Consider the following 13339-nt stretch of genomic DNA (forward strand, 5'->3'; position numbering starts at 1 on the left):
GCTTGCCTTATTCGAGACCGGCGGACCTTGATCTGCCGTCCGCCAACTGTTTTTTGAGGGTCGCCTGACATGGAGCGTCTGATACGCTTTTTTGCCGCTTTGACCCGCTGGGGCTTGGGCCTGTGTGCGTTGCTGCTGGTATTGGCGGCGGTGTACGTAAGCCTGGGGCGTGAATTGACCCCATTGGTCGCCGAATATCGCGCCGAAATCGAAGCCAAGGCCCAGGCTGCAGTGGATACACCGCTGCATATCGGCAGCCTTGAAGGCCGCTGGAGCGGGTTTGCTCCGGTATTGCTGGCTCACGATGTGATGGTCGGCGAGGGCAGCAGTGCCTTGCGCCTGGACCAGGTGGAAGTGGTACCGGATATGTGGGCCAGCCTGTTGGCCCGTGAAGTGCGCATCGCCCACCTTCAAGTCAGCGGCCTGCAATTGAGCGTCAAGGAAGACAAGGACGGCCGCTGGACGCTGCAAGGCTTGCCGGTTCAGGACGACCAGCCGCTGGACCCGCAACAGTTGCTGACGCGCATGCAAATGGTCAAGCGCGTGTCGGTGCTGGACAGTCAGGTTACCTTGCAGCCCTTCGATCAGGCGCCGGTGACCGTGACCTATGTAGGCCTGAGCCTGCATACCGGCATGAGCCATCAGCGTCTGGATGCACGGCTGACCTTGCCTGATGGCCAGCCGCTTGCTGTCAGCCTGCGTAGCCGTATTCGCGCCAGCCAGTGGAAGGACGCAGAGATCGACGCCTACCTGAGCCTGCCGCAAAGCGACTGGGCCAAATGGATTCCCGCCCGGCTAACCCAGCAATGGAAACTCACGCGGTTCAAAGCCGGCGGTGAGTTTTGGCTCAGTTGGGCCAAAGGCACCGTGCAAAGCGCTGCTGTTCGCCTCAACTCGCCGCAAGTGAAGGGCAGCTACGCCGACCGCAAGCCCGTGCATCTGGAGAATCTGGCGCTGACGGCCTACCTGCAACGCAGTGATAGTGGCCTTGAAGTGCTGTTCGATTCGCTGGCAATGAACATTGGCGACACCCGCTGGGAGTCGCGCATTCAATTGCAGCAAAACCTGGCGACCGATAAAGAACAGGAAGTGTGGAAATTGCAGGCCGATCGTCTTGACCTGACGCCGATCACGCCGCTGCTCAATGCCTTGGCGCCGTTGCCCGAAGGTTTCGCCAAGACCGTCGAGCATCTCAAGGCCACTGGCCTGTTGCGTAATGTGCTGGTGGATTTCCGCCCTCAGGACGCCACCGACCAGAAAGTCAGCTTTGCCGCGAACCTTGAGCGTGTCGGTTTCGACGCGTATTTCGGTGCGCCGGCCGCGCGTAATGTGTCCGGCAGCATCAGTGGCGACCTGGGCCATGGCGAACTGCGCATGGACAGCAAGGATTTTTCCCTGCATCTGTTCCCCATCTTCGCCAAGCCCTGGCAGTACATCCAGGCCAATGCACGCCTGACCTGGAAACTCGACAAACAGGGTTTCACCCTGATCGCCCCGTACATCAAGGTGCTGGGCGAAGAGGGCAAGGTCGCGGCGGACTTCCTGATTCGCCTGCATTTCGATCATAGCCAGGAAGACTACATGGACCTGCGGGTCGGCATGGTCGATGGCGATGGCCGTTTTACCCCCAAATACTTGCCGGCCGTGTTGAGCCCGGCGCTGGATGAGTGGCTGCGTACCGCGATTCTCAAAGGGGCAGTGGATGAAGGCTTTTTCCAGTACCAGGGGTCGCTGAGCCACAACGCCCTGCCGGCGTCGCGCAATATCAGCCTGTTCTTCAAGGTGCATGACGCCGAACTGGCCTTCCAGCCGGGTTGGCCCCATGTGAACAAGGTTAATGGTGAAGTGTTCGTCGAGGAAAGCGGCGTGCGCATCCTGGCGAGCAAGGGGCAGTTGCTCGACACCCGGGTCAAGGATGTGTACGTCAATATTCCTCACGCACCGGCCGGCAAGGACAGTCATCTGTTGCTCACCGGCGGGTTTTCCGGTGGCTTGGGTGATGGTCTGAAAATTCTTCAGGAAGCGCCCATCGGTACCGCGTCCACGTTCGCCGGCTGGAAAGGCGAGGGTGACCTGCAAGGTAGCCTGGACCTTGACGTTCCCCTGGCCAAGGGCACCGAGCCCAAGATCGTGGTGGACTTCAAGACCGACAAGGCACGCCTGCAATTGGCTGAACCGCCCTTGGACCTCACCCAGCTCAAGGGTGATTTTCGCTTCGATAGCGCCAAGGGCCTGAGCGGTCAGAACATCTCGGCCCAGGCATTCGAGCAACCTATCACTGCGCAGATCTTCGCCGAGGGCAAGCCGGGCAATATCAGCACTCGCGTGACTGCCAAGGGCCAGGTGGCGGTCAAGCGCCTGACGGATTGGCTGAACGTCAGTCAGCCGTTGCCGGTATCCGGCGATATTCCTTACCAGTTGCAGGTTATTCTGGACGGTGCGGACAGTCAGTTGATGGTCAACTCCAACCTCAAGGGTGTTGCGGTGGATCTACCGGCGCCGTTCGGCATGCCGGCCAGCCAGGGACGTGACAGCACCTTTCGCATGACGTTGCAGGGCGCTGAGCGACGTTACTGGTTTGATTACGGCGAGCTGGCGAATTTCACCTTTGCGGCACCGCCGGACAACTTCAATAACGGCCGTGGCGAATTGTTCCTGGGTGACGGTGACGCGCTGTTGCCCGGGGCCAAGGGCTTGCGCATTCGTGGCGTGCTGTCGGAACTGGATATCGATCCCTGGAAAAAGCTCGTGGACCGCTACGCGGGTAACGACCCAGGTGGCAATGCCAAGCAACTGCTAAGTGGCGCCGACTTCAGGGTAGGCAAGCTGACCGGATTTGGTACCCAGTTTGACCAGGTCAAGTTGCAGCTTGATCGCAAGCCGGCTGCCTGGGGCCTGCAGCTCGACAGCCAGCAAGCCAACGGCACGGTGAACCTGCCCGATGCCAAGGGCGCGCCGATTGCGATCAACCTCAAGTACGTCAAATTGCCCGCAGTGGACCCGACAGCCCAGGCCGACGAAAACGCACCGGACCCGCTGGCCGATATCGACCCCAAAAGCATCCCGGCACTGGACATCGCCATTGACCAGCTGTTCCAGGGCCCCGATCTGATAGGGGCATGGTCGCTGCGGATTCGTCCGACCGCCAAGGGCCTGGCCTTCAATAACCTGGACCTGGGCCTCAAGGGGATGCTGCTCAAGGGCGCCGGTGGCTGGGAGGGCGCGCCGGGCGCCAGCAGCAGTTGGTACAAGGGCCGCCTCGATGGCAGAAATATCGCCGATGTGCTCAAGGGCTGGGGTTTTGCGCCTACGGTGACCAGTGAGGATTTCCATCTGGACGTGGATGGCCGTTGGCCGGGCTCGCCGGCCTGGGTTGGGCCCAAGCGCTTTTCCGGCAGCCTGGATGCCGCATTCCGTAAAGGTCAGTTCGTTGAAGTGGAAGGGGGCGCCCAGGCATTGCGGGTGTTTGGCCTGCTTAACTTCAACTCCATTGGCCGGCGTTTGCGTTTGGACTTTTCCGACCTGTTTGGCAAAGGCTTGAGCTATGACCGAGTCAAGGGCTTGCTGGCTGCCAGTAATGGTGTGTTCGTGACCCGTGAGCCCATCACCATGACCGGGCCCTCGACCAATCTTGAGCTTAACGGCACCCTGGATCTGGTCGCCGATCGCGTCGACGCCAAGCTGCTGGTCACGTTGCCGGTGACCAACAACCTGCCCATCGCGGCGCTGATTGTCGGTGCGCCTGCCATTGGTGGTGCGTTGTTCCTGATCGACAAGCTGATCGGTGATCGGGTTTCGCGCTTTGCCAGTGTGCAGTACAAGGTGCAAGGCCCTTGGAAGGATCCGAAAATCACCTTCGACAAGCCATTTGAAAAGCCAAACTGAGAGCCTGTGGAGTAGCATGGCCCCATGCCCTGTCTGGAGTGTCGGCCCATGTCCTTTGCAGTAATCCAAATGGTCAGCCAGAGCGACGTGCTGGCCAACCTCGCCCAGGCACGCCGCCTGCTGGAGCAGGCGGCGGCAAACGGCGCGAAACTCGCGGTTTTGCCGGAGAACTTCGCCGCCATGGGACGCCGTGACGTGGCCGACATTGGCCGCGCCGAAGCATTCGGTGAAGGCCCGATCCTGCCATGGTTGAAACAGGCTGCCCGCGACCTCACCTTATGGATAGTGGCCGGCACGTTGCCGCTGCCGCCCAGGGACCATCCCCACGCCAAGGCCAACGCTTGCTCGCTGCTGATCAATGATCAGGGTGAAATCGTCGCTCGCTATGACAAGCTCCACTTGTTTGATGTGGACGTAGCGGATGCTCGCGGTCGCTACCGCGAATCCGACGACTATGCTTTTGGAAGCAATGTAGTGGTGGCGGATACGCCAGTGGGCCGCGTGGGGCTGACGGTGTGCTATGACTTGCGCTTTCCCGAGCTGTACAGCGAATTACGCGCTGCGGGGGCTGAATTGATTACCGCGCCCTCGGCCTTTACGGCGGTGACTGGGGCCGCCCATTGGGATGTGCTGATTCGGGCGCGGGCCATTGAAACCCAGTGCTACCTGCTGGCAGCGGCTCAAGGCGGTGTGCACCCAGGCCCACGGGAAACCTTTGGCCACGCGGCAATCATCGACCCTTGGGGGCGGGTGCTGGCGCAACAGGATCAAGGCGAAGCGGTGCTACTGGCCGAACGCGATAGCGGTGAACAAGCGTCGATACGGACGCGCATGCCGGTGGCGAACCACCGGCGCTTTTTCTCGCAGGGCGCGCAGCGGCCTGCTTCAGAACGATGAATTTAAGGCCAAACCTATGAGCGAGTTGTTGTCCTCAGTCAGTGAACACCTCCTGGCACCCGGTGGCGTGACCATCGAAAGTTTGCAAACCGTGCTGGGCGATCTCGCCGGGCCAGGCATTGACGCGGCTGACCTGTATTTCCAGGGGCAGATTTCCGAGTCCTGGGCCCTGGAAGACGGCATCGTCAAGGAAGGCAGTTTCAACCTCGACCAGGGAGTGGGCGTGCGTGCCCAGTCTGGTGAAAAAACGGGTTTTGCCTACAGCAATGCGATCACCCTGGAGGCGCTGGGCCTGGCAGCACGTGCTGCGCGCTCGATCTCCCGCGCTGGACAAAATGGCACGGTGCAGGCGTTCAGCACCCAGGACGTGGCTCAGTTGTATGCGCCGGATAACCCCCTGGAAGTGATCAGCCGTGCGGAAAAAGTCGAGCTGCTGAAACGTATCGACGCCGCTACTCGTGCCTTGGATCCCCGTATCCAGCAGGTTACCGTAAGCATGGCCGGTGTGTGGGAGCGCATCCTCGTTGCCTCCACCGACGGCGGGCTGGCGGCGGATCTACGGCCGCTGGTGCGTTTCAACGTGAGTGTGATCGTCGAGCAGAACGGTCGCCGCGAACGCGGTGGCCATGGCGGCGGCGGGCGTACCGACTACCGCTATTTCCTCACCGATGACCGTGCCATGGGTTATGCCCGTGAAGCGCTGCGCCAGGCGCTGGTCAACCTCGAAGCCATCCCTGCACCGGCGGGTACCTTGCCGGTGGTGCTGGGCTCGGGTTGGTCCGGCGTGTTGCTCCACGAAGCCGTCGGCCACGGGCTGGAAGGCGACTTCAACCGCAAGGGCAGTTCGGCCTACAGCGGGCGAATGGGCGAGATGGTTGCGTCCAAGCTGTGCACCATCGTGGACGACGGCACGCTGGCCGGGCGCCGTGGTTCGCTGAGCGTCGATGACGAAGGCACGCCGACCGAATGCACCACCCTGATCGAAAACGGCGTGCTCAAGGGCTATATGCAAGACAAGCTCAACGCTCGCCTGATGGGCGTGGCGCGCACCGGTAACGGCCGTCGTGAGTCCTACGCGCATTTGCCGATGCCACGCATGACCAATACCTACATGCTCGGTGGCGAAAGCGATCCGGCGGAAATCATCGCCTCGGTGAAACGCGGCATCTATTGCGCCAATCTGGGCGGTGGCCAGGTCGACATCACCAGCGGCAAGTTCGTGTTCTCCACCAGCGAGGCGTACCTGATCGAAGACGGCAAGATTACCGCGCCGGTCAAAGGGGCGACCTTGATTGGTAACGGGCCGGAGGCCATGAGCAAGGTGTCGATGGTCGGTAACGACCTGTCGCTGGACAGCGGCGTGGGCACATGCGGGAAGGATGGGCAGTCAGTGCCGGTAGGCGTGGGGCAGCCAACCCTGAAAATTGATGCGATCACCGTGGGTGGCACGGGGTCGTAAGGACGGAGCTTCGGGTGGCGAAGGCCGCCACCCGTGGAAGAGGATCAGCGCAGGCCGCGTTGAGTCTCGTCCAGCTCACGGATGTACTTGAAGATTTTACGGCTGGTGGCCGGCGCTTTGTTGTGCGCCTGCTCGTGCTGGGCCTGACGGATCAGGGAGCGCAATTGCTGGCGGTCCGCATCCGGGTAGTCCATCACGAATTTCTCCAGCACGGCGTCATCGCCCGCGATCAGGCGGTCACGCCAACGTTCCAGGTTATGGAAGCGTTCGTTGTACTGGCGAGTGGAGGCATCGGTTTGATCAAGCAAGGTCAGAATGGCGTCAATGTCCTGATCGCGCATCAGTTTGCCGATAAACGAGATGTGCCGTTTGCGCGCGATATTCGCGGTGTGCTTGGGCGCATCAGCCAGGGCCCGGCGCATTTCGTCGGTCAATGGCAGTTTGGCAATCAAATCTTTTTTGAGCGTTGTAAGGCGCTCGCCGAGGTCAACCAGAGCATGCAGCTCGCGTTTGACCTGGGTTTTGCTTTTCTCCCCATCGAGGGAGTCGTCGTAAGAATCAACCATGGTGGCAGTCCGCAAAGAAACGCCGCCATGATAACCAGTCGGGGGCCGCTTGTCCGGCCCGGTCGCTCGATGGCCTTAACCGAAAGCAGAATTTGAGTGGAGAAAACCATGAGTGCAGCCCAAAGCGTCGGTCCGCAAGCGTTACCGGCACTGCAGGAACAAGTCGAGCAGATCCTCGCCGAGGCCAAGCGCCAGGGGGCCAGCGCCTGTGAAGTGGCGGTGTCGCTGGAGCAGGGGCTGTCGACTTCGGTGCGCCAGCGGGAAGTGGAAACGGTCGAGTTCAACCGCGACCAGGGGTTCGGCATCACCTTGTACGCAGGCCAGCGCAAAGGCTCGGCCAGCACCTCGGCCAGCGGCCCGGAAGCGATTCGCGAGACCGTCGCCGCTGCGTTGGCGATTGCCAAGCACACCTCCGAGGATGAAAGCTCGGGGCTGGCCGACAAGGCGCTGATGGCCAGGGATGTGCAGGATTTCGACCTGTTCCACGCCTGGGACATCACCCCGGAGCAAGCCATTGAACAAGCGCTGATCTGCGAAGCGGCGGCTTTCGATACCGACCCTCGGATCAAGAATGCTGATGGCACCACGCTGAGCACTCACCAGGGCTGCCGTGTGTACGGCAACAGCCATGGTTTTATCGGCGGTTATGCGTCCACACGTCACAGCCTCAGTTGCGTGATGATCGCCGAAGCCAACGGCCAGATGCAGCGTGACTACTGGTACGACGTGAACCGCCAGGGTGATTTGTTGGCAGACCCCGTCAGCATTGGCCAACGGGCTGCACAGCGTGCCGCCAGTCGCCTGGGCGCGCGCCCGGTGCCGACGTGCGAAGTGCCGGTGCTGTTTTCTGCGGAACTGGCCGGTGGTTTGTTCGGTAGCTTCCTGGGGGCGATTTCCGGTGGCAACCTCTATCGAAAATCGTCATTCCTTGAAGGCGCAATCGGCCAAAAGCTGTTTCCTGAGTGGTTGACCATCGATGAGCGCCCGCATTTGATGCGTGCGATGGGCAGTTCGTCGTTCGACGGTGATGGCCTGGCGACCTATGCCAAGCCGTTTGTCGAAAATGGTGAGCTGGTCTCGTATGTGTTGGGTACCTATGCCGGTCGCAAGCTTGGCCTGCCGAGTACCGCCAACTCCGGTGGCGTGCATAACCTGTTCGTGACCCATGGTGACGAAGACCAGGCTGCATTGCTGCGACGCATGGGGCGTGGCTTGCTGGTGACTGAGTTGATGGGCCAGGGCCTGAATATGGTCACCGGTGATTACTCCCGGGGCGCGGCAGGTTTCTGGGTGGAAAATGGCGAAATTCAATTCGCCGTCCAGGAAGTGACGATCGCCGGCAACATGCGCGATATGTTCAAGCAAATTGTCGCTGTGGGTAATGATCTGGAGTTGCGCAGCAATATCCGCACGGGGTCTGTGCTGATCGAGCGGATGACGGTCGCCGGTAGCTAACCTCTCCGGTACTCAAGGAAAGGCGCGCCATCCCAAGGATGGCGCGCCTTTTTTATTGCCCATGTCACAGAGGTATTAATCGGGCACTCTTGTTTTGATTCTCAATATCATTTAATAATAAATATCATTACCGAATGAGTGTGGATCATGAGTTCTGTCCTGCATGAGGATCCGTATCTGGAAAGCTGGCGCTGGATGAGCCGCCAGATTCGCTGTGGCCTCGATCCCAATGAACCTCGCCTGATCGAACATTACCTCAATGAAGGTCGATACCTGGCCTGTTGCACCGCGACCCATCCGTGGACGATCGCCGAAACTTCATTCCGCCTGCTGATCGACACCGCCAGCGATATCGCGCTGCCCTGGCATTGGCGTTCGATGTGCCTGGACCAAGCGTGGCGCCCGCTGCGCGACCTGGAAAAACTCTCCCAGTGTGCCTGCCGCCTCAAGCGCTGGCAGACCTTTGCCTGGCAGTTGGCGACCTGTGAATTACTGCCTTCGATTTCCGTTTCTGACTTGGTGCAAGAATCTAATGATGAGTAATACCCGTATCGAACGCGACAGCATGGGCGAACTGCATGTGCCGCAAGACGCGTTGTATGGCGCGCAAACCCAGCGAGCGGTGAACAACTTCCCGATCAGCCATCAGCGTATGCCGGCGCAATTCATCCGCGCCCTGATCCTGGCCAAGACAGCCGCGGCCAAGGTCAACGTCGACCTCAAGCAGATCAGCGAAGGGCAGGGCAAGGCCATTGTCGATGCCGCCCAAGGCTTGCTCGAAGGTGACTACATGCAGCACTTCCCGGTGGATATCTTCCAGACCGGTTCCGGCACCAGCTCCAACATGAACGCCAATGAAGTGATTGCGACCCTTGCCAGTCGTTTGCTTGGCGAGGTGGTCAACCCTAACGATCACGTCAACTGTGGCCAAAGCAGCAACGACATTATCCCCACCACCATTCACGTCAGCGCCGCCTTGGTACTGCATGAGCAAACGCTGCCAGCCCTGCTGCACCTGGTGCAGGTGATCGAGCAGAAGGCTGAAGAGGTGCATCCGTTCATCAAGACCGGTCGTACCCACTTGATGGACGCCATGCCGGTGCGCATGAGCCAGGTGCTCCATGGCTGGGCGCAGCAGCTCAAGGCCAATATCGGGCACTTGCAGGACCTGCTTCCGGCCTTGCAGGCACTGGCCCAGGGCGGCACAGCGGTGGGCACCGGGATCAACGCGCATCCTGAATTTGCCGGGCGTTTCAGCCAGCAACTGAGCCATTTGACCGGGGTGAAGTTCACGCCCGGCAAGGACCTTTTTGCATTGATTGGCTCCCAGGACACTGCCGTCGCAGTTTCCGGCCAGTTGAAGGCCACGGCTGTATCGCTGATGAAGATTGCCAACGACCTGCGCTGGATGAACTCCGGCCCCTTGGCCGGCCTCGGTGAAATCGAGCTGGAGGGCTTGCAGCCGGGCTCGTCGATCATGCCCGGCAAAGTCAACCCTGTGATCCCGGAAGCCACGGCGATGGTCGCCGCGCAGGTCATCGGCAATGACACCGTCATCACAGTTGCGGGTCAATCGGGCAACTTCGAGCTGAACGTGATGTTGCCGATCATCGCCCAGAACCTGCTCAGCAGCCTTGAGTTGCTGGCCAACTCCAGTCGTTTGCTGGCGGACAAGGCCATTGCCAGCTTCAAGGTCAACGAAGCCAAGCTCAAAGAAGCACTGTCGCGCAACCCGATCCTGGTCACCGCCCTTAACCCGATCATTGGTTACCAGAAGGCCGCTGAAATTGCCAAGAAGGCTTACCAGCAAGGCCGCCCGGTCATCGATGTCGCCCTTGAGCACACCGACCTGCCGCGCAGCCAACTGGAAGTCCTGCTGGACCCGGAAAAGCTCACGGCTGGCGGCGTGTAATTAACCACCCTGCTTTGGAGGCTCACCATGGAGCACTGGAAACGTACGATCGAACGGGCCAATCGCTGCTTTATGGCGGGCGAGCTGGTGGATGCCCGCGAGGCCTATCTGCAAGCCCTGGCCCTGGCCCAAGTGTTGTTCGAACGCTGGGCGGATGCCGACGAAGCAGTGGCGGCCTGCGTCATTTCTCATCACAACCTGGCGGACCTGCACTTGCGCCTGAATCAACCTGAGGAAAGCGCGGAATACCTCTGCGCCATTCACCAGCGATTGTTGCAGACCATGCAGGACCCGCGCCTTAACCCGCAGTTGCGCGAGGCGGCGTTGCGCCAGAGCAGCAAGACCTACGTCGAGCTGTTGAATTTCATCAGCGATCACGGCGAGTACCCCCGCACCCACCGGTTGCTGGGCGATGCTGCGCCGCAGTCGACCTCGTCTCACTATGGAGCACATTGATATGACTTACACCCTGCCGGCCCTGCCTTACGCCTATGACGCCCTTGAGCCGCATATCGACGCGCAAACCATGGAGATTCACTACACCAAGCATCACCAGACTTACATCAATAATCTGAATGCTGCCGTGGAGGGCACGGAATTCGCCGGTTGGCCGGTGGAGAAGCTGGTGTCCAGCGTGCAGAAATTACCGGAGAAATTACGCGTTGCCGTGGTCAATCAAGGAGGCGGCCATGCAAACCATTCGTTGTTCTGGGCGGTCATGTCACCTACAGGGGGCGGTAAGCCCGAAGGCACGCTGGGCAAGGCTATCGATGAGCAATTGGGCGGTTTTGACAGTTTCAAAGAGGCATTCACCAAGGCTGCGCTGACCCGCTTCGGCAGTGGCTGGGCCTGGTTGAGTGTCACCCCGCAAAACACGCTGGTCGTGGAAAGCAGCGGCAACCAGGACAGCCCGCTGATGAGCGGCAACACGCCAATCCTCGGTCTGGACGTCTGGGAACATGCCTACTATTTGCGTTACCAGAACCGTCGCCCTGAATACATCAATGCGTTCTACAGCGTAATTAACTGGCCGGAAGTTGCTGCCCGCTACCAGGCCGCCTTGGCCTGACATTCACTCTAAAACAAGATCTAAGGGCGACTATGGGCACTGAAACACTGGCGATCAGCAGCGTGCGAATGTTCCGTTATGCGTTCGGTTCACTGCTGTTATTGGCAGGGACTGCGTTGCTGGTGGCCCATGGGCTGGCCTGGTTGGACCTTGAGCCGCGTATCCTGCGCGCGTTGCAGGGCGGCGCGATTTGCGCGCTCGGCACGGCGCTGGGCGCGGTGCCGGTCCTGGTGATACGGCGGATGCCGGTAGCGTTGAGCGACACCTTGCTGGGCTTCGGTGCAGGTGTGATGCTCGCAGCGACCGCTTTTTCCCTGGTCGTGCCGGGTATCGCCGCGGCTGAAGGCCTGGGCCTTTCGCCGTGGGGTGCGGGTGGGCTGATCAGCTTCGGCATCATGCTGGGCGCATTCGGGTTGTATCTGGTGGATCGCAAGGTCTCCGGCGCCAGCCCGGAGATGCTGGTGGGGACGCCGGATAAGCCGGTGATCCCGCCGCGCATCTGGCTGTTTGTATTCGCCATCATTGCGCACAACATTCCCGAAGGCATGGCAGTGGGCGTCTCCGCGGGAGGAGGGATGGCGGATGCTGACAGTCTCGCCATGGGCATTGCCTTGCAGGATGTACCCGAGGGCCTGGTGATCGCGCTGGTATTGGCTGGGGCGGGGATGTCGCGGATCAAGGCGTTCCTGATCGGCGCCGCATCAGGATTGGTTGAACCGGTATTTGCGGTGCTCTGCGCCTGGCTGGTGAGCCTGGCTGAGGTGTTGCTGCCGTTGGGGCTGGCGCTGGCCGCCGGTGCGATGTTGTTGGTAGTGACCCATGAAGTCATCCCCGAATCGCGTCGCAACGGTCACGAAAAGCTCGCCAGCCTGGGGTTGTGTATCGGGTTTTGCCTGATGATGGTGATGGATACGGCGTTGGGCAGAAGCCAGCTCTCGTATCGGCGGTTATTCGCCTTCATCGAATTTGTTGTTGATCAGCTCAACCAACGCCGCCATCGCTTCCTGCTCTTGCTCGCCTGCAGTGTGCAGATGAATCGTGGTGCCCTTGCCGGCTGCCAGCATCATCATCGCCATGATGCTCTTGCCATCGACCATGGACTCCGGTGTGCGCCCGGCGCGGATCTGGCAGGGAAACTTTCCGGCCACGCCGACGAACTTTGCCGACGCCCGGGCGTGCAGGCCCAGCTTGTTGATGATTTCAATTTCCAGAGCGGGCATCGCGCAGGTGTTCCTTTCAGCTTAGGTCGCGGTGGCGAACCTGGACATTCTTGAGGGTTTGTTGCAGCACCTGGCCCAGCCGCTCAGTCAGGTAAACCGAGCGGTGATGGCCACCCGTGCAGCCAATGGCAATGGTGACATACGCCCGATTGCTCGCGGCAAAACGCGGCAACCATTTAAGCAGGTAGCTGGAGATGTCCTGGAACATCTCTTCCACATCCGGCTGCGCGGCAAGGTAGTCGGCGACGGGCTGATCCAGCCCCGACTGATCGCGCAATTCCGGCTTCCAGTAAGGGTTGGGCAGGCAGCGCACATCGAACACCAGGTCGGCATCGACCGGCATGCCACGCTTGAAGCCAAACGACTCGACCAGGAACGCCGTGCCCGGCTCGGGCTGATTCAGCAGGCGCAACTTGATCGCGTCACGCAACTGGTACAGGTTCAGGCTGGTGGTGTTGATCTTCAGGTCGGCCAGATCAATGATCGGCCCCAGCAGTTTGGTCTCGTCTTCAATGGCTTCGGCCAGGGAGCGGTTGGCGCTGCTGAGCGGGTGGCGTCGACGGGTTTCGGAGAAACGCTTGAGCAGGGTTTCTTCATCGGCATCCAGGTACAGCACATCGCAATGAATGTGCTTGGCGCGCACTTCTTCGAGCAGTTCCGGGAACCGCGAGAGGTGGCTGGGCAGGTTGCGGGCGTCGATCGACACAGCGACCAGCGGCTGCGCCAGCTCGGTGTGGATAAGGGCGCGCTCCGCCAACTCCGGCAGCAGGCCGGCCGGCAGGTTGTCGATGCAATAGAAGCCGTTGTCCTCAAGCACATTGAGGGCGGTGCTTTTACCTGAGCCGGAGCGGCCGCTGACGATGATCAAACGCATGA

General features: G+C 60.6%; 11 protein-coding genes and 1 pseudogene. 9 read left to right on the forward strand and 3 right to left on the reverse strand.

Going from position 1 to position 13339, the window contains the following annotated elements; all coding sequences use genetic code 11:
• Positions 1–69: 69 nt before the first annotated feature.
• Genes LJX92_RS04300 through tldD form a run of 3 tightly spaced genes read left to right on the forward strand, consistent with a single transcriptional unit; the run spans position 70 to position 6241 of the window.
• On the forward strand, positions 70–3885 hold the full coding sequence (locus LJX92_RS04300; protein WP_103734628.1) for a YhdP family protein: 3816 nt from the start codon (positions 70–72) through the stop codon (positions 3883–3885).
• Between the two features lie 48 nt (positions 3886–3933).
• Positions 3934–4782, forward strand: coding sequence for a carbon-nitrogen hydrolase family protein (locus LJX92_RS04305; protein ID WP_032877791.1), 849 nt, complete (start codon positions 3934–3936; stop codon positions 4780–4782).
• A gap of 16 nt (positions 4783–4798) precedes the next feature.
• Positions 4799–6241: a metalloprotease TldD gene (gene tldD, locus LJX92_RS04310; RefSeq protein ID WP_228309345.1), complete on the forward strand. Its 1443-nt coding sequence runs from the start codon at positions 4799–4801 to the stop codon at positions 6239–6241.
• Between the two features lie 44 nt (positions 6242–6285).
• Here tldD and yjgA read toward each other — a convergent pair whose 3' ends face one another.
• A complete protein-coding gene (yjgA, locus tag LJX92_RS04315; RefSeq protein WP_005784816.1) occupies positions 6286–6807 on the reverse strand; it encodes a ribosome biogenesis factor YjgA in 522 nt (173 codons plus the stop codon).
• A 108-nt stretch (positions 6808–6915) separates the two neighbouring features.
• Here yjgA and pmbA point away from each other — a divergent pair, with 108 nt between their 5' ends.
• The 6 genes and pseudogenes from pmbA to LJX92_RS04345 form a co-directional block, all read left to right on the forward strand.
• The gene (gene pmbA / locus LJX92_RS04320; protein WP_005784818.1) at positions 6916–8262 is read left to right on the forward strand and encodes a metalloprotease PmbA; all 1347 of its coding nucleotides are present in this window, start codon (positions 6916–6918) and stop codon (positions 8260–8262) included.
• A 147-nt stretch (positions 8263–8409) separates the two neighbouring features.
• Complete coding sequence (locus LJX92_RS04325; protein ID WP_228309346.1) at positions 8410–8805, forward strand: FagA protein; 396 nt, start codon at positions 8410–8412, stop codon at positions 8803–8805.
• Entirely contained in the window at positions 8798–10174 is a 1377-nt protein-coding gene (locus LJX92_RS04330; protein WP_078820293.1) for a class II fumarate hydratase, read from the forward strand. Before LJX92_RS04325 ends, LJX92_RS04330 begins: the two co-directional genes overlap by 8 nt.
• A gap of 27 nt (positions 10175–10201) precedes the next feature.
• Complete coding sequence (locus LJX92_RS04335) at positions 10202–10630, forward strand: hypothetical protein (protein ID WP_005784824.1); 429 nt, start codon at positions 10202–10204, stop codon at positions 10628–10630.
• Between the two features lies 1 nt (position 10631).
• Complete coding sequence (locus tag LJX92_RS04340; protein ID WP_032877788.1) at positions 10632–11243, forward strand: superoxide dismutase; 612 nt, start codon at positions 10632–10634, stop codon at positions 11241–11243.
• A gap of 32 nt (positions 11244–11275) precedes the next feature.
• A pseudogene (locus tag LJX92_RS04345) lies at positions 11276–12166 on the forward strand (ZIP family metal transporter); the annotation flags it as partial.
• A gap of 24 nt (positions 12167–12190) precedes the next feature.
• Here LJX92_RS04345 and LJX92_RS04350 read toward each other — a convergent pair.
• Together LJX92_RS04350 and rapZ are read right to left on the reverse strand one after the other, a co-directional pair.
• Positions 12191–12463 (reverse strand): HPr family phosphocarrier protein, encoded by a 273-nt coding sequence (locus LJX92_RS04350; RefSeq protein WP_032877786.1) that lies wholly within the window; start codon positions 12461–12463, stop codon positions 12191–12193.
• A gap of 16 nt (positions 12464–12479) precedes the next feature.
• The gene (gene rapZ / locus LJX92_RS04355) at positions 12480–13337 is read right to left on the reverse strand and encodes an RNase adapter RapZ (RefSeq protein ID WP_005784834.1); all 858 of its coding nucleotides are present in this window, start codon (positions 13335–13337) and stop codon (positions 12480–12482) included.
• Between the last annotated feature and the right edge of the window lie 2 nt (positions 13338–13339).

The sequence above is a fragment of the Pseudomonas sp. HN8-3 genome, assembly GCF_020790195.1.
Taxonomy (GTDB): domain Bacteria; phylum Pseudomonadota; class Gammaproteobacteria; order Pseudomonadales; family Pseudomonadaceae; genus Aquipseudomonas; species Aquipseudomonas synxantha_A.